Origin of the sequence: Pseudoalteromonas sp., assembly GCF_041629635.1 — a bacterium.
In the GTDB taxonomy this organism is placed as follows: Bacteria; Pseudomonadota; Gammaproteobacteria; order Enterobacterales; family Alteromonadaceae; genus Pseudoalteromonas.
In genome coordinates, this window is sequence record NZ_JBFKMX010000009.1 from 32,673 (window position 1) to 56,784 (window position 24,112).

Genomic DNA, 24,112 nt, shown 5'->3' on the forward strand with positions numbered 1-24,112 from the left:
TAACTCACTGAGCAACAACATTGAACGGGTAGCGCCTTTACATCTAAGTTAGGCTGAATCGTAATGATTTATGAAATTTATAGTTTTTATCACCAATATTTATCTAATGAATGCCAAAAACAAGCTTTCTTGTGTAAGTTAGATAGAATCAAGTAACCAAAATATTTAAACGCATACAATTGTGTGCCACTTCAAGGTGAGAAAACTTATGACAACACGAATTCACCACGCAGGGTTAGCAGTAGACCCGAGTTTATATGCCTTTATTAACCATCAGGTTATTCCAGGAACTGGCGTTGATGTAGAGCACTTTTGGCAAGGCTTTTCAAAAATAGTGTCAGAAATGACGCCTATCAATCGTGCGTTGTTGGTCAAACGTGATGACCTTCAAGTGCAAATCGACCAGTATCATCAAGCACATTCCAATTTTGACTTTGACCATTACAAACAGTTTTTACAGCAAATTGGCTACCTTAAAGCTGCGCCAAGCGATGTTACTATTAGCACTGAAAGTGTTGAGCCAGAAATCGCAACCATGGCCGGCCCTCAACTTGTAGTGCCAGTGAGCAATGCACGTTTTGCGCTGAATGCGGCAAATGCACGCTGGGGTTCACTTTATGATGCGCTTTATGGCACAGATGCAATTTCGTATGAAAACGGTCGAGAGGCAGGTAAAGAGTACAACCCTGTTCGTGGTAATGCCGTGATTGATTTTGGCCGTGAATTTTTAGATCAAGCATTGCCATTAAGCTATGGCTCGCATAAAGATGCCACTGATTATGCAATTGTTGATGGCAAACTGATTGTAACCCTGAATAATGTTAGCCAAAGTGGCTTACAAACCCCTGAACAGCTTGTGGGCTATAACGGAACAAAACAACAACTGAAAGAATTAATCCTGCAAAATAATGGGTTACACATCATTATTCAGTTTGATGAAAACCATCAAATTGGTAAGCAGGATAATGCCCATATTAAAGATATCGTGCTTGAATCTGCACTTACAACCATCATGGACTGTGAAGATTCTGTGGCGGCTGTGGATGCTGAGGACAAAGTAGGGGTTTACAGCAATTGGCTTGGGCTGAATAAAGGTGATTTGTCGGTTGAGTTTGAAAAAGGCGGTAAAACACTTACACGTGCGCTTAACCCCGACCTTACCTTTACTGATTTAGTGGGGGAGCAACAGCAGCTCAAAGGTCGTAGTTTAATGTTGGTGCGTAATGTGGGTCATTTAATGACAAACCCTGCGATTTTAGATAAAAACGGCGATGAAATTTTCGAAGGGATTATGGATGCAGTGATCACCTCACTGATTGCGCTTCATGACCTAAAAGGGAACGGTAAACTTAAAAATAGCCGAGCTAACAGCATTAATATCGTGAAACCTAAAATGCACGGCCCTGAAGAAGTTGCTTACGCTAATACCTTATTTTGCAAAGTAGAAAATCTCTTAAATATTCCTGAAAACACCTTAAAAATGGGTATTATGGATGAAGAGCGACGCACATCGGTAAATCTTGCTGCGTGTATTTCTGAAGCGAAAGAGCGCGTTATTTTCATCAATACTGGATTCTTAGATAGAACGGGTGATGAAATTCATACCAGCATGTTAGCAGGCCCAATGTTGCCAAAAGAGCAAATCAAAGCGCAAAAGTGGATTGGGGCATATGAGAACAATAACGTTGATGTAGGCCTTGCGTGTGGCTTAAGTGGCAAAGCGCAAATTGGTAAAGGCATGTGGCCAATGCCAGATGAAATGGGCAAAATGTTAGCGCAAAAAACAGCGCATGTGCAAAGTGGGGCGAACACGGCGTGGGTACCATCACCTACGGCAGCAACATTGCACGCGCTTCATTATCATCAGCAAGATGTATTTAGCTTGCAGCAAGACATTAAACAACGATTAGCGGCAAATGTGGATGATATTTTATGTCCGCCACTGCACCCTGAGCCAAAAGCGATGACCCAAGAAGAAATACAAAATGAGCTCAATAATAATGCACAAGGTATTCTTGGCTATATGGTGCGCTGGGTAGAGCAGGGAGTTGGCTGTTCGAAAGTTCCTGATATTAATAACGTTGGCTTAATGGAAGACCGAGCAACACTGCGTATTTCTTCACAGCATATGACTAACTGGTTATGTCATGGTATTTGCTCTGAAAAACAAGTGATTGATACCTTAGAAGCGATGGCTAAAGTGGTTGATAAACAAAATGAAGGGGATGTTAACTATCGAAATATGGCGGATAACTATGGCGAAAGTGTTGCTTTCCAAGCTGCTCTTGAGCTAGTACTTAGCGGTACAAAACAGCCAAATGGTTATACTGAGCCAGTATTACATCGTCGCCGTTTAGAGTTTAAAGCAGCGAACTAATAACCTGAGGTGTAAACCCCATTTACAAAAAAGGCCTGACAATTCAGGCCTTTTTAAGTTAACTATTAATTAGTCTTTTACGATAGCGTTATGGTAGATGTTTTGTACATCATCACTGTCGTTAAGCATATCCATAAACTTTTGGAAAAGTGGGATATCATCGCCTTCAATGTCTACGTTTGTTTGTGGAACGAAGGTAATTTCTTCCACATCTAATTTCACATCAGGAAATGCTTCACTTAACGCTGTTTTAACGTTAAAGAACTCTGTATGTGGTGCAAAAACCGATACGATGCCGTCTTCTAGTTCAACGTCAGTCACATCTACATCTGCCATCATTAGTGCTTCTAGCACTTCTTCGTCGTTTTCACCTTCAAAAGCAAATACAGCTTGATGATCAAAACTATGCGCAGCTGTACCTGGGCTACCAATTTTAGAATTAGTTTTAGTAAATGCTAAGCGAACATCTTTGATTGTACGGTTAGGGTTATCGGTTAAGCAGTCGATAATTACCATACAGTTGCCAGGGCCGAAACCTTCGTAACGTGCTGGTTGATAATCTTCACCAGAGCCACCTTTTGCTTTTTCAATCGCTTTGTCGATAACGTGAGCAGGTACTTGGTCTTTCTTTGCTTTGTCGATAAGGCGTTTTAACGATAAGTTAGTATCAGGATCAGCACCGCCATTTTTAGCGATTACGTAGATCTCTTTACCGTATTTAGAGTTTACTTTTGTTTTTACAGCGGCGGTTTTAGCCATCGCGTTCTTGCGAACTTCAAACGCTCTTCCCATCTTAATTCACTCTCTATTTTCGCAGGAAATTTAGTTGCCTGATTCTAACAAGTCATTGCAAAAACGGCTAGTGTTAACATACTGGGTTTTTAATAACTATTATTTACGAAACTTAAATCGCAGGCTATTTAACATAACACTTAAAAATAAAAGTGATATATGAATTATATTTTAAACATTCACCATATGAATGGTAATAAACGAGAGTTGTGATTTAAATCAATGAAACTTTTTAAAGTGACGGTTTTGTTATGGGATATATTTTAATGTGGAAGAGGAGTTTAGAAACGATATCCAATGCGCCAGCTGAAACTTGAATAATCATCCTTAGGTAAAAAAGCAAGGCTAGTATCAAGCTCGATCATCCATTCATGTGTAATATCATAGGTGATGAATAAACTTAGCTCGGCATAATCATCATCGCTATTGTAAGAGTGCGATTGTCTGCCGGCAAAGCTTATAACACCCTCTGGTCTTTTTGGACCATCACCCTGAAAGAGTTCATTCCAGCGAATTACGCCACCAGCGAGCAAATATTGATCAGGCGTTATTTGAATTACCCTTGACGCTGAAAGCAATGCACTTAACACAATGGTTTCATCTTCTAGTGAATCGGTAAAAGCAAAGCCCAAATTATTTTCTTTAACCAATTTATTGCGATAGCGCCACTCATTGTATTGAAGAGATATAGAAGGCTCTACAACCCACTCATCTAGAAAAATCCCGTAACCAATGGCAAGGCCATAACTTGGTGCATACGTCGTTTGTTCATTGATAGGCAGATTTAAAAAAGACTCATTGTAATCACTTTGCCAATAGGTGTAATTGGCAGACACGGCAAAACTATCAACAAAATAAGTGAGTGTTGCAGCATAGGAAGTTGAATCGATAGTCAGTTCGTTTAATTTGCCTGAAATTTTCGTTTTATCCCAATCAATGTAATCAAGACTGATGCGAAAACTCTCATTAATGTCGTGTGCTAATGAAATATAAGAGCCACTAGGTGCAACACTGGTCAGCGTGCCTGACTGGTCAAGTGGTAAATCTGAGTGGCTTTGGCCAATTTTTACTTCTAATGCATGCGCACTGGCACAAATACCAAACAACATGCTTGGTAAAAAACAACAATGTGCTAAGAAGTTTAAATGGCGCATAGCGAACTCTTTTTGATACTGCGATGCTGATAATAACAACAAATTGCGCACTGACTTAGCAGAAAATGCTAATAAAATGTGAAACTTTGTAATTCAATTAAGCTGGCATTAAGTTGAAATTAGTTAAGGTATGGAAAACAGTGAAAGAATGAGGTGTTTTATGGAGTATTTTATTCTTGCTAAAAACAGAGAATTAGCAGCTATTCCAGCGGATAGAAAACTGTTCGAAACTTACCAAAATTTAGGTTACCGCTTTTTAGAAAAAACCAGTTGTTGTAATGAAAAGGCAGCATTAGGTGAGGCTAAGCGAAAATATGGTCAAAGTCGCAAATATAAAATTGTGGCTGCAATGCTATTTGTTTTTGTGGCCTATTGGCTTTATTTTTATACCTTATTAACTTAATACAAATGCACATCGCAGATCACTTTTGTAATAGGTAGGGCACTTGTTATGGCCCTACCTATCTCGTTATTTAGTCTATCTTTTTTAACGTTTTCCTTATTGCGAAATTTAAAGTTACCTATCTAAATCACGATTTAACTTATCGATTTTTATTCACTATTGCTAATTGTGTATTGCACTTTGTCGTTACTTAGTATTTAATAGCCGCCACTTTTTTGCCTAGTGCAAAAATACCGAAGTTGGTATTGGTTAGAGAAATAAAAATAACGGTGCGTTATGGATTTTTATATCCTAAAAAAAGGTGATGAGCTAAAAGCGATCCCTGCAGACAAAGCAATTTGCAAAAGCTATGAAAAATCAGGTTATAGCTATATTGATAAAGTGGCTGCATGTACAGAGCAAGCTGCAATAAACAAGCTAAAGGGCAATACCCTTGAAACACTTAAAGGACCTCTTATCCGATTAAGTGTGGTGATTTTTGCATTAGTACTACTGTGGTGGGTTAGTTAACTACCACAGTTTTTTCATCTAGCTTGGTGAGACTTTTCGTTTCTTTTTATTAAGCGCTACACGATAGCGGTTATGTAAAATCCCCACCCTTTCAACATACGCTTTTGTTTCTGCAAAAGGTGGTATGCCTTTATACTTTTTTACCGTATTCGGCCCTGCATTATAAGCTGCAGTTGCTAAGCGAATATTACCATCAAACTTTTCAAGCAAATAAGACAAGTACTTTACACCACCAAAAATATTCTGCTCTGGTTGGGCTGGACGCTTCACACCCATATATTTTGCCGTCGCTGGCATTAATTGCATTAGCCCCACTGCGCCTTTTTTTGAACGTGCATTTGCTTTAAAAGCAGATTCCGCATGGATCATCGCTCTTACTAATGCGGGATCAACATTATGTTGCTTACTGGCTTTTGCAATTTCGAGGTGATATTTATCTGGATAGATGGGGATTTTATGCCAATTTAAAGACGAGCGTAACTGACAGGCATAGCAGCCTGTGCGATAAATGCTGTAGCTGTGTTTTACTGGTTTTCGGTCGGTAAAAGCAATGGAACCATCACTTTTTACATACTGATAAATAGGTTTAGCAGCCGCTGAAAACGCAAAAAACAGCAATATATATAACAGTTTAAAATTCATGTTTGATGTTGTGTAACTCATTATTCTAATTATGGCTAGAAAAGATATATTTTCAACTCTTTCTATGATGGCTACCTACTTTTGCTCTCGCTTTATAGTCTAGAGGGTAGAAATATGGCTGCTTCAGATTGTTGAAAGTAAAAAGGCGCATAATGCGCCTTTAGGAGATGACAGAGTGTCCTTTTTACAAAGGAGAATGAATTTGCTTACACCATATCATCGAAAGGGTTTGCTGCAGTTAACTTCACAGTGTGTGCGAATCCTGGCAGCGAAATTGTGTCTTGTGTAAGTTCAATGTCATTTTCATCGATCAAACCATCACCAAAACGGTAAATTAGTTCATATTCACCATTGTTAGCTGAAATTTGATATGCAGCTTGTTTTTGTTTTGTTGATACAAGCTTATCGCGATAAAGTGCTATAGCACTTTCACCATGGCGTTTTGTTAGCATCTCAAGCGTGACATTTGCTGAAAACATTGGAGCAGTGGCATTGTTGCCGCCAAAACCTTTTGAGTTAATAAACGCAATATCTTGGCTTTCACAGGCATAATGCTCTGTGCGAATATCTAGTCGCTCGGCGTACACATCATCTGCAACTTTATCAATCGTGGTAATACCAGGCATGATGTTGTGGCTGAAAATACCCAGCGCCATCGCCATTTGGTCTCCACTTGCAGGGCCAATCGTATGACCAACAAATGCTTTCGGAGCTGCTAATTTCCAATTATCAATATTGAATGCTTTTGCTACACGATCATAAATCAGTGATTCAGTGACACGGTTTTGCGGTGTACTTGAACCATGAGCAAGAATATAACTGCGTTTTTGTACCGCTTCTTCACCTAAAATACTAATTGAAAGCGCTACTGATTTTGCCATGGTAATATAGTTACCAGGACCTGGAGCTGTAATTGATTTTTTAATGCCATCCGCATTGACGAATACATCTGGTACCGAGCCCATTACATCTGCACCTAGCTCAAGTGCAAGCGCGTCGTCCATTAACACAGCAAATTGTGCACCTTCGCCAATTGTAAAACCGCAATTTTCACCAAATGGGCGACTCGTACGGCGTAAGTCAAGAGTCTCGCTGTTATCGAGTTTTTTCAAACCATCTACATTGGCAAGCGCACTCATATTGCCAAATCCTTCAACGATTTCAGGAGTAATGGCACAGTCTACACTGCCCACAATCGCAACTCGAGTACGACCTGCTTTGATATCGTGCACTGCTGCGCGTAAGTTGTATAAGAAAGTGGCACAGGCACCTGATGTTGTAAAGGTTGTACCCACATTACCAGTTACATAAGCGTTGATAAAATCGGTCGACATGGTATTTAAACCGAGTGCTAGATTTTTTGTACTAACACGGTCACCCTTAAGGCGGTTTTTCATCATGCCGCCAAATGCTTCATCTTGCATTTGCCCTGCAACTGATGCTGAATAGGTGCCAATTTGGTCTGGGTCAACCACAGCTAAAACAGCATCCCAATCAAGACCTGTTGATTTAATCGCATCTGTCGCTGCAAAAATGGTCGCTTGTAAGCCACGAGGTTGATAGCGGCTATTGTAAAGTGTGCTTGGATCAAATCCTGTTGGAAATTGACCTGCCGCTTTAATTGGATTATCGCGGAAAGTATCGTGTTTTAACGATAACTCGCCTGAAATTGATACTTTAACTTTTCCACTTTCAAGGGTCTCTACTTGCCAATCTCTAGGTACTGGCGAAGGTAAATGACGGGCACTTGTTTCGAAAACGATGTGTTTACCATCACTTGGTACAACCGTCATTTTTTGATGACCATATGTTGCATCAACGTCAAAGTGATTTTCTTCAATCTTACGAATCAGTGTTCCAGCCAAAATTTGTTCACCATATTTGCTTTCAATAGCGGAAGCGAGGATTGGCTGGTTCTCATGATCAACTAATGTTCCGTTTTCTTGGCGAACTAAATTCATTAAGGAAGCAAGGCCAAGAAATGTTTCTTGTCGTGCTTCTTGAGTAAGCTTGTCTAAAACGATACGACGAAATCCTTGGTGACCAGATGTGCGTCCAGAGGCATTAATACCACCCATTCCAACAACAATAGGTAATGCAGTCATAAAAACCCTAAATTCATAAAATTTCTGTTATTTGGGTACAGTTTATTTTGATTTTAGTTATTTGTTTGTGTTTAATTGGTCATAATTTTGGTTTATATGGCCATTCTAAACTGGTTTGAGCAGTTGATATGACAAAAGAAACAAAAGTAAGGCTGTTACTTTACCCTCAAGTGCTGGCAACCAGTGTCACTTTACCCGTTGAAATGCTAAAAGCGGGTGAAGCGTCTTGTCACGATAGGCGCTTCAAAAGCCTAGATATTAAATTTGTTGCAACTCAGCAAGCAATCATCAATTGTCGTGCTGGATGCGCATTTGTTCCCGACCTTACGGTTAACAATGATGATGTGGCCGACTTTATTATCGTGCCTGGTATTTGGCGAAATCCAAGGCCGGTTATAAAACAAAATCAAGCTGCCATTTCTTACTTAGCAAAGCAATGGCAGCAAGGGGCAACCATTGTCGGTGTAGGTACTGGTAATTGTTTATTAGCGGAAGCAAAGTTATTGGATAATCGTGCTGCAACTACTCATTGGCATTATGCGAAACAATTTCGTAAAGATTATCCACGCGTCAATTTAAAACCAGAGTTCTTTATTACCCAATCTGAGCGAATCTTTTGTGCTGCAAGTTTAAATTCGCTAGCTGATATTATGGTTTACTTAATTGCGCAACTATTTGGTCGAGATGCCGCGCAAAATGTAGAGCGTAATTTTTCACATGAAATTCGCAGACCATACGAAGAGCAGCGCTATTTAGAAGGGGCAGTAGATAGGCATCCAGATGAGCTAATTGCACAAATTCAATTTTGGTTGAAGAACAACTTAGCCAATGATGTATCGTTATTAAATGTGGCGGAACAATTTGGCATTAGCCAAAGGACATTATCAAGACGTTTTAAAGCTGCGACAGGTACCACTGCAAATCATTATTTACAAAAAATGCGACTAGAAATGGCTCAGGAGTTACTCGCATCAACTAATCTAACTGTGCAAGATGTTGCTGTCGCGGTTGGCTATGTTGATCAGGGGTATTTAACCAAAGTTTTTAAACGCGAACTGAAGCAAACGCCATCTGACTATCGCTTATTGGTACGGAAGAAATTGTTTAAAACAGACTCTTAGATTTTAAAAAAGTCAGGTAAATTAGTGCTTAAATGTGTATTTCTAAAGAATATCAATTAACGGATTTGATGTTATATAACGCATGTTTGCTATATATTTTTTGTATTAAAAATATACTTTAACGCTTCTGATATAGCGTAACGCTCTAAGTTATTTCTTTTTTGTTAAATTAAGGTAAATAAATGTAAATACTTATTTTTCAATAGATTACGAATATATCCTAAACCGAAAAAGACAGCGCTGTCATATCTTTGGCTATAAAAATCAATCATTTATGTTTTTTTCTGTTTTGCGATTTGAGGCAAATGTCAGCTGTTTATTTTTATTGAGTGCCAGTTTTTAATAAGCGTCCCATTAAAGGGGAAGCTTATTGTAGGGAACAAAATGAAAATAAAAACATCCATGTTGGGCGCAAGTATTATGCTTGCATGCGCGCCAGTAATAGCAAAAATAACAGATTCTATTTTTCCATTGGTGACAGGAGATCCACTTGTTTCACAACAGTGGCATTTACAAAATACAGGCCAGACAGGTTTTTCACAATCTGCAGGTGTTGCAGGTAACGATTTAGATTTAGACTTTACTCACCTAATGGGTATTAAAGGGCGCGGCATTACCGTTTCAGTAATTGACTCAGGTGTGCAGATTGATCATCCTGATTTATCAGCTAATGTGGTTGAAGGTTCGATCAATCTTGGCGATGGATCAAACTACCCACAAGATGATAATGGCCATGGTACATCTGTTGCTGGTTTAATTGCAGCGACAGAAGCAAATGGCTTAGGTGGCCGTGGTGTTGCTCCACATGCGAACATTATTGGTTTTAATTACTTGCCAAATCAGACGTTAGGGAATTGGTTGGTAGCACATGGTTTGTCTGAAGATTTTCGACAATTAGATCGTTTTACAGACCCACGTGTGTTTAACCAAAGTTATGGTAGTACGCCAGCAAGTCCACATATTCATGATTATTCGCTTGATCCGTGGCAAGAACTTCAAGATGCAGTATATCAAGACATTACTGAAAAGAGTCATTGGGGTCGAGGTTCAGTTTATGTAAAGTCAGCAGGTAACTCATTTGAGGTTTATAATGCCTTTTATAAAGGTTATCGCATTTTAGTGTTGCCTTATGAAAACAATCAGTTTTTCAATAACCAAGGGTTACCATTCCACAATGCAAACATCGCATCAGATAACACTAATCATTGGAATCTGGTGGTTTCTGCGCTTGATGCAAATGGTCAATTAACGTCTTATTCATCTGTCGGTTCAAACGTATTTGTAGCTGCACCTGGCGGCGAATTTGGTGAAGCGGCGCCTGCAATGGTAACTCTAGATTTACAGGGGTGTGATGCGGGCAGTAATGTTGCCGGTGAGCATGTTAATGCATTGCACGGCGGAACTAACCTTGATCCAAACTGTGACTATACCGGCACGATGAATGGTACATCATCTGCTGCACCAAATACTTCAGGTGCGATTGCAAACCTTATGTCTGCAAACCATGCATTAAATGCGCGTCAAATTCGACATATTTTAGCGCAAACGGCACGTAAAACTGATGCAGAACATCCTGGTGTTGATCTGACTTTCGAGAATACCGAAGGTGAATTAGTTACTTATAATGCGATCCCTGCGTGGCAGCAAAATGCAGCGGGTTATAACTTTCATCAGTACTATGGCTTTGGTGCTGTAGATGTGGATGACGCTGTATATAAAGCACTTTTCACACCAACAACAGCACTACCAGAGCAAGTAATTACGCCTTGGCAATTACAAACAGCGAATACTGAAATCCCTGATGCAAGCCTAACAGGTGCAACAAGTAAGCTTGCGTTTGAGCAAGATGTTACCGTTGAAGCTGTTCAAGTTAAATTAAATATTGCTCATACGCGTTTACGTGATTTAGCGATTGAGCTTATCTCACCATCGGGTACACGTTCAATTTTAATGAGTGCGCGCACAGGCTGGTTATCTAGTACACAAGGAGGTTACACAGATACCTTATTACTGAGCAATCACTTCTATGGTGAATCTGCAAAAGGTAAGTGGCTGTTAAAAGTGATTGATACTGATAAAGGTAATAGCTTTACTGTAGGTTACAACGCAGCAATAGGGTTAATTGGCTTTAATCGAGATAACAATACTGAAAATGGTATTTTGAAAGATTGGTCGCTTCGTATAATTGGCCACTAGGAGTAAAAAATGAAAAAAATAATTTTGATGGCAGCTTTCGCTGCGACCACACAAATTGTAACGGCAACTACCCTGGAACAATTTAAGGACTTAGCCATTACACCTGCGGAACTATTAGAGGTAGATGATTCGGAAGTTATTGTTAATAATATAAAATTTAGAACCAATGGTGCTAATAAAGTGGTTCCTGGTTTAGATGTTTTTGACGAAAATGGCTTTAATGCTTATACCGTGACAGGCGAGATTATTGTTAAGTTGTCTGATGACGTCGATTTTGAGCAATTCAACAAAGACAATGACTTGGTTATTAAGCAAGCATACAAGACATACTATATTTTGAAATCTCAAAGCAACCGAGATTTACTGCCATTAGTTGATGAACTAAAAAAACTAAGTGGTGTTAGCTCTGTGACGCTTGAGCTTGTAGATAAAGGAGTTGTTGAAAAGTAATTAATTTTTATTTAAGACGCCTGCAAATTGACTCATTAGCAGGCGTTCTTTTCGCAACGAATTTGAGTTAGTCTTTGCATGACTGAAAATGGGTCATTACTTAATAGCTCTCTTTCAAAATCACAGTTTTTAATAGGTTTTGATATGAAATAGCCCTGAGCGTAGTCGCAATCAGCGGCTTCTAATATTGCAAGTTGATCAGCAGTTTCAACGCCTTCTGCAATTACTTTTAAGCCAAGCTTATGCGCCATTACAATAATTGCTTCACACAAAGCCTGATTTTGTTTAGATTGCTCTAAGTTCATGACAAATGCACGGTCTATTTTTAAATAGTCGAGATCAAACTTGGTTAAATACGAGAGTGCAGCATAGCCTGTACCAAAGTCATCTAGAGATATGGCAACGCCTGCAGATTGAAATTTTGTTAATGTTTCTTTTATGATTTCATCATCGTCAAGTAATAAACCTTCAGTTATTTCAATGCAAATACCATTTTGTAGGCCAAGTTGTAATAACGTATTAAGCCATGTTACATCATGTTGTGTGGTATTTATTTGAAATTGCGCAGGTGAGCGGTTCACACTAATTTGAAAATCTGGGCGATACGTTTGTTGCCATTTTTTTACTTGCTCGGCGGCTTGCTGAAATACCCAATTACCAATATCGATAATCAATCCAGAAGTTTCGGCTAACGGAATAAATTCTGCGGGGCTTATCATACCTAGTTCAGGGTGATGCCAGCGAATAAGTGCTTCTGCTTTGTGTATTGTCATATCAGAAATGGACAAAATGGGCTGATAGAGCACTTCAAACTGCTGGTTAATAATAGCAATGCGTAATTCTTGTGTGAGAAGGTGTGCCTTTTCTGTTTTTTCTTGTAATTTCTTGTTGAAGTGACGGTACTGTTTTCGACCTTCTTCTTTCGATAAATACATTGCTTGGTCAGCGAATCGCAGTAGCTCTTCCATTTTCTCACTATGATCAGGAAAAATCGTAATGCCGATGCTAGCAGATATGAAAATTGCTTCATTATTGAGATAGAATGGCATTTCGATTGCGTGGATAATTTTCTCAGCAATATTCTCGACATCTGCCATGCTATGAATATTACAAAGTAACGTGGTGAACTCATCACCACCAATTCGAGCTACGGTATCAGTTTCACGTAAAATAACTCTCAAACGTTCAGAAACCTCAACTAGTAGTAGATCACCTGCATTATGACCTAGCGTGTCATTTACTTCTTTAAAATGGTCTAAATCAATGAATAAAAGAGCAAATTTATCTCCAGAGCGTTTACTCTTGATGATTTCTTGATTTAGCCTGTCGGTAAACATGTTTCGATTAGGTAATTGTGTAAGCGCGTCAAAATTTGCTTGATGCCAAATTACTTGTTGAGATTGTTTTTTCTCAGTGATGTCTGACATTGATCCTACCATGCGATAAGGATCTCCTTTCTCATCACGCAACGCTTCACCAACTACGTGGAACCACATTTCATGCTGTTTTGCACTATAAATACGAACTTCAATATCAAATATTTCAAATGGGTCGGATAAGTGAATATCAAGAGAGTTATTAAAGTGTGCGATATCATCAGGATGAATTTGCTCGGTGAAAGAGGCAAACTCGTTACCAAATGCGAGGTTATCGAACCCCAGTAATTCTGTGAACTTTGAAGAATAGAAGACTTCGTTTGAAACAATGTCCCAATCCCATACACCTGCGCTAGCACCCTTGGCGGCAAGCTCATAACGTTGCTGACTTAAGTAAAGCTTTCGCTCAGTTTCGTTAATTGCGGTGACATCTTCAATTACCCCAAGATAGGCGACTAATTGATGTTCTTGGTAAAAAGGTTCTGCATGAATTGCTAGTAATTTATTTTTTGATGCAGACCGAAAAGTATAATGAAAGTGTTTACCTTTAGCAGTACAAGCATACCAATGTTTAATTGCACGCTGTCTATCGTCAGGATGTATCGCTGAAATATAACTTTTGTCGACTATGTTGGAATTTTTAAAATTCAACACATTATGAAGTGCGTGATTGGCAAAAATACATTCCCCACTTGGTTTGGCCACAAACAAACCGATAGGTACATGTTCAAGTACTGTATTTGGCGCTAGCATGTTGTTGTGTACCAAGTTCCTTACCAAAATAACAATTCCATTGATTAAGTTGACAATAAGCTTTTAATAATTGTAGTCAAAATTCTATTTCGTGCTTAGATTCAGTTATTTTTTATGTAATGTTTAACTTACTTAATTGGTAAATAAAACTTGTCAAGTTGAACAGAGTTTAGATGTTTAAGCTGCTGACACATTTGCGTTAGAAAATCGATTTTAATATCTGATAATTGGCGATAATCTAGAAACGGGGAAACCAAGAGATTATGTTCGTTGTTAAATGCAAATTCTTGGTTTAACCAAGTGAGTTCGGTTTCTAGTAAACCATCAGAAAGTAATTTCTTGGCGTAACTGCGTCCAGCAATAATATGAATGATAGGTGTTTTGGTTATATTTGGTGGGCTAAAAAGTAACGCCGTTTGAGAGCCGCTTTGTAATAAATAATTGTCGCGATACTGTTGCCATGAAGCTGCTTGGTTGCGCACATCAAATACACTTGGATGCAAAGCATAAATAAATTTAGCAAAAACATTGAATTGCTTTCGCCAACCATTTCCGCATGATGTACCTATTTCTTTGATTGCTCCTGTTGGTAACTCAATCAAAGTCTTTGGCAAAGCAAAACGCGAAAATAAAGGCATTTTTTCAACATAAAAAGCAATGCGATAGTGATTGCATCCGAAACCAACTTCTGACATGTTTCCATAGCTATTTAATTGTTTTACTCACTTTAACAAAAATCGAAAGGATTAGGTATGGAGCGCTTATTTAGTTATGGCACTTTGCGACAAGAAAACGTGCAAAAAGCTCACTTTGGTCGAAAATTAGATGGCGAAAATGCAATTCTTACAGGGTATTGTTTGTCTGAAATTAAAATCAATGACGAACAAGTGGTCAAACAAAGTGGTAAAACCTATCACCCTATCTTGGTTTTTACAGGGAATAGTCTAGATGAAGTTGAAGGTAGCTGTTTTCTACTGACCAGCAATGAGCTTAAACACGCCGATAGTTACGAAGTAGCTGAATATACTCGTATACTTGCCACTACAAAAGATGGAAAAGCATGTTGGATTTATGCCGCTACAAAAGAGGTAGCAGCTGATTTTTAATTTGGCTGATAAATGTTGTAACCACTCACAAAAATTGTCATCGGTAACAATCATCATTTGCGCTTTTTTTGTGTTCTACATCCCATTGACGCAGGTTTAGATGACAGATTTGGTAAATAAACAAGTAAGTTTCTTTAAGTGTTTTCATAATGGCATCTCCTTTTTCAAGAATTGTTTATAGGAAAATCATGCCAATATAAAAAACAAATAAAATCAATCATCTAATGCGCTAATTATGGTCGTAATGACTATTTTGGTGCAACTTTGCACCAAGAGATTACTAGGGAGCAAAAGTAATTTGTCCCAGTACAGCCGATTTTTTTGCGCCAGTTACTGTTGGAGCGTTGGAGGGTAAATTATTTAGAGTGCGATATGCCATCCAAGCAAATGCCATTGCTTCCATAAAATCAGCACTTATACCAAATTCATTACTGTTTGTTATGCGCCAGTTTGGTAAATGCGATTGGATACGCTCAACTAATAACGAATTTTTAGCGCCACCACCACATAAAACAAGTAAGCCGCTTTTAGATAACAAAGATTGCGTTAAAGTTATTGCTGTAAGCTCTGTAAGAGTTGCTAAAGTATCGTAAGGTGATAGATTTTTGAATTCAGCAAATAATTCCAGCCAAGATAAATTAAAGTACTCTCGTCCCGTACTTTTAGGTATTTCAGCTGAAAAATAGGGGTCGTTTAGCATAGCTTTTAGCAAGGTTTTATTGATTTTCCCTTTTCTCGCCAAAGCGCCATTGAAGTCATACTCTTTATCAAAAACTTTTTTTGTGAAACTATCAATTAATGTATTACCTGGCCCAGAATCGAACCCAAGCAATTCATTTTCATCACAAAGTGATAAATTTGCAATGCCTCCAATGTTAGCAAAAACGAGTGCCTGGGCTGTCAAATCAACAGGCAATCGAGTACGTAAGCTTTGATGAAATAATGGTACTAAAGGGGCACCTTGCCCGCCTAATGCTATGTCCATTTCACGGAAATTATGCACGCAATCAATCCCAGTTTTAGTGGCTAGCACACTTGCATTTACCAATTGTAAAGAATGTGCATACTGCCCAAAAGGGTGATGAAATACAGTTTGTCCATGAACGCCAATTGCTTTTATTTGTGATGGTGCCAATTTTTCTTGTGTGAGTAAGCGATTAACAGCGTCAGCATACTCAAGCGCTAATTGATGGGAGGTAGCGCCAATTTCTGAAAGGTCGCATTTCTTTAATGTGATGAGCGAGGATATTTGTTGTTTTAAATTAGGCGTAAAGGGGGTTTCCAGACTTGCAATTAAGCGTGTCTGATTATTAATTATTTCAACCAGAGCGATATCGATACCATCAAGGCTTGTTCCCGACATAATACCAATATAATAAGAGTAAATATTTTCCATAATGCTCTCTTTCAAAAGAGTTATGACTTATTGTAAAGATAAATTTCATGAGATAAAGCAATAGACCAAAAAAATGTAAATAAATATTTAAAATGAAAATAGTTGTAAATAACGTGTTGCTGTTTGTTTCGTGTGTTGTTAACTTTAGATGTCCAATAAAAAGTTTAGCTGAAATTAATTTTTCCAAGAGGGAAGTCATAATGACAAAATTCGGAACAAAAAGAACCGTAGTTGCTCTTTCAGTAGCAACTGCTATCGCTTCAAGTGCAGTAAACGCGGCAACTTTTGAACAATATAACTACAGCGGTGCTAAAGCAGTAAAAGCACAAGCAACTAAAAAAAATGATGGCCAAGAAGCAAGAGAAGCAACAGCTTGGTTAGTGAAACTTAACACTCCTGCAATAGCGCAAGCTAAATCAACCGACATTGCTAAACAAACAGCATCTATTATGGCATCACAAGCTGTCGTTGAATCTGCCATTCAATCTCAAGATTTAAATATTACAATCGTTGCCAGAACATCAAAATTAGTAAATGGCTTATTAGTAAAAGGTGACAAGAGCGAGATAGACCAGCTTGTTCCTCACAATGAAGTTGAAGGCATTTTCCCAATTTACGATTCAAAATTACATATCGCTGATAGTGCCGATTATATCAAGGCAACTGAAGTTGTGGCATCAGGTGTAGCGAAAGGTAATGGCATTAAAGTAGCGGTACTTGATACCGGTATTGACTATACTCACGCAGCGTTTGGCGGTGAAGGTACAGAAGCTGCTTATATTGCAGCGGCTGAAGATCCAACAGACGCAGTAGCTTGGCCACAAGGTCAAGTTATGGGTGGTTATGATTTCTATAATATGGATCCAGACCCAATTGATGCAGGCACAAGTCACGGTACTCATGTTTCGCACTCAGTATCTGGTATTGCTCCAAATGTAGAGCTTTATGCTTATTCAGTTTGTGCGGGTGGTTGTCCTGGTTTAGCTCAGTTTATGGCGCTAGAAGCAGCAATGGACCCTAATGGCGATGGCGACATCTCAGACCGTGTTGATGTAATTAACATGTCTTTAGGTGGTGACTTTGGTGATATTGCAACAGATGGTGTTGGTCTTGCTATCAATCAAGCTGTAAAGCTTGGTACTACAGTGGTTATTTCTGCAGGTAACGATGGTGCATATCCGTTTATTGTTGGTGGTCCAAGTACTTCTGAAAATGCTCTTTCTGTAGGTGCAATGACACACCCAACAGATGAATCACTTATTTCAAGCGGTACTATTAATGGTGAAGAAGCGATTATCCGTACAGCTTCTTTCGGTCCTCAGGAAGCGTATAGCCTATCAAATGAAGACCTAGAGGTTGTTTACCCGTCTGAAAATCAACTGGCATGTGACGCATTTGCTGATGGCACAGATTTTACTGGTAAAGCAGTAATTATAGATCGTGGCGCTTGTGCTTTTGTTACAAAGGTACTGAATGCGCAAGCGAAAGGCGCTGCATTTGTATTTATTGCAAATAACAATGATGATGGCACACCTGCACCTATGGGTGGTAGTAGCAGTGAAGTTACTATTCCTTCAGTAGGTTTGACCTACCAAGCAGGTATTGCATTAAAAGAATCTGGCGTTTTCTCAATTACAGTTGAAGCAATTGTAACTTCAGGTGCGATTGCGTCGTTTACGTCACGCGGCCCTTCTATGGATGGTTTACTAAAACCAGAAATTACAGCACCTGGTGTAAACATTATGACAGCGCATCCTGGCACTGGTAATGGTTTATCAGGCGCTACGGGTACTTCATTCTCAGGCCCTATGACAGCAGGTGCGATGAGCTTACTTAAAGAAGTACACCCTAATCGTAATGCATTTGAACTAAAAGCAACGATTATGAACACTGCAAACCTAGATGTAACTATGGAGCCGCGTTCTATTAATCCTGAAACCGAGCTTGCACCTATTAGTTATATTGGTGCGGGTCTTGTTGATGTTCACAAAGCTGCGAATTTACCAGTAGCTGCTTGGGCTAAAGATACTAAGCAAGGTGCATTATCACTTGGTCTTGTTAATCCTTCTCAAGCAACCGATTACGTTAAAACAGTTCAAGTTAAAAACTTTACAAGCGAAGCGAAAACGTACTCTTTAAGCTTAGAACAGCGTTTTGCAAATGATATTGAACGAGGTGCATTAACTGTTTCACACCCAAGTTCAATCACTGTACCTGGTGGTCAAACTGTATCATTTGACGTTGTTTTCAATATTGATCCAGCAAAATTACCAGCTTGGACGTTAAACCAATCAAACATTGGTACTCGTGATGCTTCGTCTGATTTAACAAACTTAGAGTTAGATGGTGCGCTTATCTTCTCTGAAGGTAGTGAAAAAGCGTTCCACCTTGTATACCACACATTACCAAAAGCAGCTGCAGAATTAACTTTTGCACCAGTTAAAATGGAAGGTGGTACAGCACATAAAGTAACTAACGTAGGTGCAGCAGATTTTGCGCCATTCTTCGCGCCAACAACTGTTGTTGATGATGTAGATGGTAATCGCCTTGATTTAGTTGGTGGCTCAATTGAAATGGTTCCAGTACCGGGTGAATACTGTGAAACAGGCTATGCTGTGTTCTCAACGCTTGTAATGAACGAAGGTGTTAACCACAGCTACATTGGTGGCTTTATGGTTGACTTCGACTTAGACCGTGATGGCGAATACGATTTTACTGCACAAAATGGTAAATTAGAGTGGTTCTACGATGTTGAACCAACGCAAATTTCATTTACTCACCCATATGGTGTACCTAGTGGTTGGTTAGGCAATATGTTCCACACTACAGGCAATAACCATATGAGCATAATGTCATGTTTAGGTGCATTTAGCTTAACAGCAGATGATATGGGCCTAATGGCAGATGTACGTTTCCGTATCGAAGAGTACACTTGGTCACCTATCGCATATGACTCACTGGATTCAGCAACAGGTACATACACATTTACTCCTTCACAGCCAATTGCTGCGTTAATGACGGCTGAGGGCAATGTAGTTGAATCACTGGCAACAGGCGAATCAGCTTACCTTGCGCATGCTGGTAGTGACTTTATGATTCTTTCAGAATCTGGTTCAAAAGCAATTAACGCGACGCCAAGTGCTGACCGTGCTGTTGCACCTATGCTTGCTAATGCAGAGTTCTCAATCGCTGAAAATTCTGAAAATGGCACAGTAATTGGTACGTTAGAAGTATCTTACGGTGCAGAGCTTGCAAATATGGCTTCAGAATTCATCGTAGTTAATCAAACATCAACAGCAGTTAAACTTGAGCAGTCGGGTGAAATTGTTGTTGCTGACAAATCAGTACTTGATTATGAAGCAGGCTTAACTGAAATCGAAATGGAAGTTGTAGTAACAGATACTGCAGGTAATATTTCTGAGCCAGCAATGGTTAAAATTATGGTAACGGATGTGAATGAAAACCCACTACCAGAGCCAATTACACCGCCTACAACGAAGAAATCGTCAGGTTCGTTTGGTTGGTTAGCACTGTTAGCTGCACCACTGGCGTTTATCCGTCGTAGAAAAATGAAATAATTATTTCGTTTTGCTTAAATAGCCCGCATTTGCGGGCTTTTTTAATTCTTTTTTCTGACGTATCAATTGATTAGATCTGTGTATACTACTTTCATTCACATTGTGTTCTGAATATAACTACAGTGTTTGTTCTCTGTACTACAATTTATTTAACTAAATAATTTTTATAATTTTTATTGGCGTCATGTTATGAATAAGAATCAATCTATCACAGGAAGTGAAGTAAAACTAAAGTCGTCACAGCGAATAGTTTCAACTACCGATTTGAAAGGGCGTATTACCTATGCCAACCAAGACTTTGTTGATATAAGTGGGTATAGCAATGAAGAGTTGGTCAACCATGGACACAATATAGTCCGCCACCCAGGTATGCCTGCGCTGGCATTTAAAGATCTTTGGGATACCATCAAACAAGGTAAGCCTTGGATGGGCATTGTCGATAACCGTTGTAAGAATGGTGATAATTACTGGGTAGATGCATATGTTACCGCGGTAATGGAAGGCCATAAAATGGTAGGTTATCAGTCCGTTCGATTAAAACCGGAAGAAGAGTATATCAAGCGTGCTCGTGGTTTGTATAAGGCGGTAAATCATGGTGAAAGCTTACAGCAAAAACTTAAAAGTTTGCTTTCATTTAACTTATTTGGAAGACTCGTCATTTCAAGTGGCATTGCACTTCTCATCCCTGCGCTCGTCGCTATGATGTTTGATCTTTCCTTACCACAGCTTTGGCCGCTTATTTTCTCATTTGTTTTGTTTGCGCTATTTGCAGGACTAATTGCAAAACCATACCAAGCAGCTGCAGTTAAAGCACAAGAGGTGTTCGATAACGATATTGCAAAGCAAGTATACACTGGCAGAACAGATGAATTAGGACAATTGCAACTCACGATTAAAATGCTGCAAACCCAACAAGAAACTATAGTGTGGCGAATTAACGATGCAACTTCAGGGTTAGATACCGTTGCCCACAGCACGATGGATACCGCCGAGAAAACGAATCAACTAATGCAATTGCAGAATCGCGAAGTTGAGCAGGTTGCAACGGCGATTAATCAAATGTCTGCCACTGTAAAAGAAGTGGCACAAAACGCTTCACTTACTGCGGATGCGACGCAAGTTGCTGATAATGAAGTGGTGGAAGGCCAACAAGTAGTTGATAGAACAACCGCAGATATTAACGAATTAGTTCGTGAAGTAGAATCTGCTGTAGCGGTAATTAACAAACTCGCCTCAGACAGCCAGCAAATTGGTACAGTGGTTGACGTTATTCGAGGCATTGCTGAGCAAACCAACTTACTTGCACTTAATGCCGCTATTGAAGCAGCGAGGGCAGGTGAGCAAGGTCGAGGTTTTGCGGTTGTGGCCGATGAAGTTCGCACACTTGCTGCGCGCACCCAGTCTTCAACCGAAGAAATTCAGCAAATGGTGGCTACATTGCAGCAATCTGCTGGCGAGGCTGTTTCTGCAATGCAGCAAGGGCAAAGTCGGGCAGAGCAAAGTGCCGAGCAAGCACAACTTGCTAAAGCATCGCTAAGTCGCATTTTGGACGCGGTAAATACCATTACCGATATGAGCGCACAAATTGCCACAGCTGCAGAGGAGCAATCTGCGGTATCTGATGAAATTACAAAAAATGTAATTAATATTGATAACGCCAGCAAAGAAACGCTAGAAGCCTCTGAGCATGCTTATGAGTCAACCGAAAAGTTGTTGAATGAAGCTGAGCGTTTAACGACCATGGCAAGGCAGTTTAGTCAACATCGTTAAAGTTTGTTTAAATCACCTATTAACGCAATTTCTAGTTGAGACGTTGAATTTGAAATAAAAAATGCCGCGATATACGCGGCATTTTTGTATTGAGTTACTAAGTTATTTTACCGGGAAACCACGGTCACGCATCAGCGCTTCAACTTCGGCATCACGTCCTCTAAATAAGCGATAAGCCTCTGCTGGGTCCATTGCATTCCGGATAGAGAATAGGTGCTTAACAAGCTTATCAGCTAATGCTTTATCGTAAAAACCACCCGGAGCTTCAGCAAATGCTTCTGATGCGTCAGAAGTGAGTACTTCAGCCCATAAGTAGCCGTAATAACCTGCTGAATACCCTTCACCAGAGAAAATATGACCAAAATGCGTACTGCGGTGACGCATCACAAGTTCACTTGGCATACCAATCGCATCCAACTGCTCTTTTTCAAATTTAGCAGGGTTAATTTTTGCCGGATCGGTTGTGTGATAAAGCATATCCATAATTGCCGATGCTAAATATTCTGTCGTTTTAAAGCCTTGGTTAAAGGTTGCTGACTTCTTAATTTTAGCTACCAACTCTTTAGGCATTGCTTCACCCGTTTTGTAGTGAACCAAGTAGTTGTTAATCACTTCATCCGTGGTTAACCAGCGCTCAAGTAATTGCGATTGGAACTCAGTGTAGTCACGTACACCTGAATGAGATTTAGGGTAAGCAACTGTCGCTGATAAGAAGTGCAGCGCATGACCAAACTCATGGAAGTAGGTTTCAGCATCTGACCAAGAGATCAGAGTTGGCTGACCTTCAGGGCCTTTAACAAAGTTAGAGTTATTTGATGATAAAACGGTTTTCTTACCATCAAATGTCGTGTGGCTACGATAGGTTGTTGCCCACGCACCAGAGCGTTTACCTTTACGGCCAAACGGGTCAAGATACCAAAGGCCAATATGCTCGCCTGTGGTTTTGTCTGTGACATTCCATACACGCACATCTTCATGGAATACAGGTACAGAGCCTGCATCCACTTCTTTAAAGTCAAAGTTAAATAAGCGACCTGCAACATAGAACATTGCTTCACGTAGTTTATCTAGCTGTAAATATTGCTTAACTTCGTTTGAATCGAGGTCGTATTTGGCTTTACGTACTTTTTCTGCGTAATAGCGGTAATCCCAGGGTGCAATCTTAATATTTGCGCCTTCACTGTCAGCAATAGCTTGCATATCAGCAACTTCTTCCTCAACACGGGCAATTGCTGCTGGCCATACTTTATCCATCAATGCTTTGGCATTTTCAGGTGTTTTTGCCATACGGTCTTCTAAACGCCACTGTGCATAGTTGTCGTAACCTAATAGCTGCATACGCTCGTGACGAAGCGTTAATATGTCTTTAATGGTTTGATTGTTGTCGTACTCATCACCATTACCACCGCGGTTGTAGTAGTTTTTCCATACTTGTTCACGCAGTGCGCGTTCATCTGAGTAGGTTAAAAACGGATCCATTGACGAGCGAGAGTTGGTGATAGCAAACAGCTCTGGTTTGCCACGCTCTTTCGCAGCTGCCTTTGCGGCAGAAACCAGTGATTCAGGTAATCCAGAAAGCTGCTCTTGGCTTAAAAATACTACATAGTTTTCTTCATCTGCTAATACGTTGTTAGCAAACTTAGTGTGCAGGCCAGCAAGTTCTTGGTTGATTTCAGCAAAGCGCGCTTTTGATGGCTTGTCTAGGGTAGCGCCATTACGTGCAAAGCTGTTGTAAGTTAACCAAGTAACGCGTTGTTGCTCTGCTGAAAGTGACTTAAGAGCTTCGCTTTCATACACGTTTTTAATACGTGCAAAGAGTTTTTCGTTTTGTGTAATTTTTGAATTGAAAGCCGAAAGCTTTGGCGCCATTTCTTTTTGAATAGCGCGGAATTCTGCGCTTGATACGTTTGAGCGCCAAATGCCATAGTAAGTGTAAACGCGGCTTAATAAACTACCAGAGCGCTCTAATGCGGCAATGGTATTTTCGAAAGTTGCCGGCTCTGGGTTATTTGCAATTGCATCTACTTCAGCCAACTTCTGCGCCATTGCCGCATCAAATGCAGGCTTTAGTTCGCTCAATTTAACTTTATCAAATGCTGGCACCCCATTATAAGGGCCGCTGAATTCAGCAAGAATCGCATTATCGTTTTTATTTTCAGCAGCAATTGTCTGCTCTACTACAGGAGCGGTATTTGTTGCACTAGGTGCTGACTTTTCGCCGCAGCCCGATAAAGCGAATACTGTCGCTATCGCAACAAGCGAAAGGTTACGTTTTTTCATTGTATGTTCCTAATATTCTATTTTTGAGCGCACTAACGCATGCTAAAAAGCTTTGCGCTTAAGTACAATGTTTTTGCGTTAAATGAGCGTTTGCTTAAGCTCA

17 protein-coding genes are annotated in these 24,112 nt (G+C 39.7%); 9 read left to right on the top strand and 8 right to left on the bottom strand.

Annotation, left to right across the window (positions count from 1 at the left end):
* The first annotated feature begins 208 nt into the window (after positions 1-208).
* A complete protein-coding gene (locus tag ABYD77_RS02580) occupies positions 209-2,377 on the top strand; it encodes a malate synthase G (RefSeq protein WP_372766716.1) in 2,169 nt (722 codons plus the stop codon).
* Between the two features lie 69 nt (positions 2,378-2,446).
* On the opposite strand, the gene ABYD77_RS02585 is transcribed toward ABYD77_RS02580, so the two are convergent.
* Positions 2,447-3,169 carry a YebC/PmpR family DNA-binding transcriptional regulator gene (locus ABYD77_RS02585; protein ID WP_372766718.1) on the bottom strand — a complete coding sequence of 241 codons (723 nt, stop codon included), beginning with the start codon at positions 3,167-3,169 and terminating at the stop codon, positions 2,447-2,449.
* A gap of 281 nt (positions 3,170-3,450) precedes the next feature.
* Positions 3,451-4,323 carry an autotransporter domain-containing protein gene (locus ABYD77_RS02590; protein ID WP_372766720.1) on the bottom strand — a complete coding sequence of 291 codons (873 nt, stop codon included), beginning with the start codon at positions 4,321-4,323 and terminating at the stop codon, positions 3,451-3,453.
* A gap of 160 nt (positions 4,324-4,483) precedes the next feature.
* Here ABYD77_RS02590 and ABYD77_RS02595 point away from each other — a divergent pair, with 160 nt between their 5' ends.
* Both ABYD77_RS02595 and ABYD77_RS02600 read left to right on the top strand, forming a co-directional pair.
* A complete protein-coding gene (locus tag ABYD77_RS02595) occupies positions 4,484-4,726 on the top strand; it encodes a hypothetical protein (RefSeq protein ID WP_372766722.1) in 243 nt (80 codons plus the stop codon).
* A 276-nt stretch (positions 4,727-5,002) separates the two neighbouring features.
* Positions 5,003-5,236 carry a hypothetical protein gene (locus ABYD77_RS02600; RefSeq protein ID WP_274761346.1) on the top strand — a complete coding sequence of 78 codons (234 nt, stop codon included), beginning with the start codon at positions 5,003-5,005 and terminating at the stop codon, positions 5,234-5,236.
* An 18-nt stretch (positions 5,237-5,254) separates the two neighbouring features.
* On the opposite strand, the gene ABYD77_RS02605 is transcribed toward ABYD77_RS02600, so the two are convergent.
* Together ABYD77_RS02605 and ABYD77_RS02610 are read right to left on the bottom strand one after the other, a co-directional pair.
* Complete coding sequence (locus ABYD77_RS02605) at positions 5,255-5,878, bottom strand: lytic transglycosylase domain-containing protein (protein WP_372766723.1); 624 nt, start codon at positions 5,876-5,878, stop codon at positions 5,255-5,257.
* A gap of 206 nt (positions 5,879-6,084) precedes the next feature.
* Entirely contained in the window at positions 6,085-7,983 is a 1,899-nt protein-coding gene (locus tag ABYD77_RS02610; protein ID WP_372766725.1) for a beta-ketoacyl synthase, read from the bottom strand.
* A 128-nt stretch (positions 7,984-8,111) separates the two neighbouring features.
* Between ABYD77_RS02610 and ABYD77_RS02615 the strand changes: the two genes are divergently transcribed.
* From ABYD77_RS02615 to ABYD77_RS02625, 3 genes are all read left to right on the top strand, one after another.
* Positions 8,112-9,104 carry a GlxA family transcriptional regulator gene (locus ABYD77_RS02615; RefSeq protein WP_372766727.1) on the top strand — a complete coding sequence of 331 codons (993 nt, stop codon included), beginning with the start codon at positions 8,112-8,114 and terminating at the stop codon, positions 9,102-9,104.
* A 384-nt stretch (positions 9,105-9,488) separates the two neighbouring features.
* Positions 9,489-11,300: a S8 family serine peptidase gene (locus ABYD77_RS02620; protein WP_372766729.1), complete on the top strand. Its 1,812-nt coding sequence runs from the start codon at positions 9,489-9,491 to the stop codon at positions 11,298-11,300.
* A 9-nt stretch (positions 11,301-11,309) separates the two neighbouring features.
* Complete coding sequence (locus ABYD77_RS02625) at positions 11,310-11,750, top strand: hypothetical protein (RefSeq protein ID WP_372766731.1); 441 nt, start codon at positions 11,310-11,312, stop codon at positions 11,748-11,750.
* Positions 11,751-11,785: 35 nt separating this feature from the next.
* Here ABYD77_RS02625 and ABYD77_RS02630 read toward each other — a convergent pair whose 3' ends face one another.
* The gene (locus ABYD77_RS02630; RefSeq protein ID WP_372766733.1) at positions 11,786-13,879 is read right to left on the bottom strand and encodes an EAL domain-containing protein; all 2,094 of its coding nucleotides are present in this window, start codon (positions 13,877-13,879) and stop codon (positions 11,786-11,788) included.
* Positions 13,880-14,007: 128 nt separating this feature from the next.
* Positions 14,008-14,574: a hypothetical protein gene (locus ABYD77_RS02635; protein ID WP_372766735.1), complete on the bottom strand. Its 567-nt coding sequence runs from the start codon at positions 14,572-14,574 to the stop codon at positions 14,008-14,010.
* A 57-nt stretch (positions 14,575-14,631) separates the two neighbouring features.
* Between ABYD77_RS02635 and ABYD77_RS02640 the strand changes: the two genes are divergently transcribed.
* On the top strand, positions 14,632-14,985 hold the full coding sequence (locus ABYD77_RS02640) for a gamma-glutamylcyclotransferase family protein (RefSeq protein WP_372766737.1): 354 nt from the start codon (positions 14,632-14,634) through the stop codon (positions 14,983-14,985).
* Between the two features lie 280 nt (positions 14,986-15,265).
* On the opposite strand, the gene ABYD77_RS02645 is transcribed toward ABYD77_RS02640, so the two are convergent.
* Entirely contained in the window at positions 15,266-16,381 is a 1,116-nt protein-coding gene (locus tag ABYD77_RS02645; protein ID WP_372766739.1) for an anhydro-N-acetylmuramic acid kinase, read from the bottom strand.
* Between the two features lie 200 nt (positions 16,382-16,581).
* Between ABYD77_RS02645 and ABYD77_RS02650 the strand changes: the two genes are divergently transcribed.
* Both ABYD77_RS02650 and ABYD77_RS02655 read left to right on the top strand, forming a co-directional pair.
* Positions 16,582-19,959 (top strand): S8 family serine peptidase, encoded by a 3,378-nt coding sequence (locus ABYD77_RS02650; RefSeq protein WP_372766741.1) that lies wholly within the window; start codon positions 16,582-16,584, stop codon positions 19,957-19,959.
* 189 nt (positions 19,960-20,148) lie between these two features.
* A complete protein-coding gene (locus tag ABYD77_RS02655; RefSeq protein ID WP_372766743.1) occupies positions 20,149-21,729 on the top strand; it encodes a methyl-accepting chemotaxis protein in 1,581 nt (526 codons plus the stop codon).
* A 102-nt stretch (positions 21,730-21,831) separates the two neighbouring features.
* On the opposite strand, the gene ABYD77_RS02660 is transcribed toward ABYD77_RS02655, so the two are convergent.
* Positions 21,832-24,009 carry a M3 family metallopeptidase gene (locus ABYD77_RS02660; protein WP_372766745.1) on the bottom strand — a complete coding sequence of 726 codons (2,178 nt, stop codon included), beginning with the start codon at positions 24,007-24,009 and terminating at the stop codon, positions 21,832-21,834.
* Between the last annotated feature and the right edge of the window lie 103 nt (positions 24,010-24,112).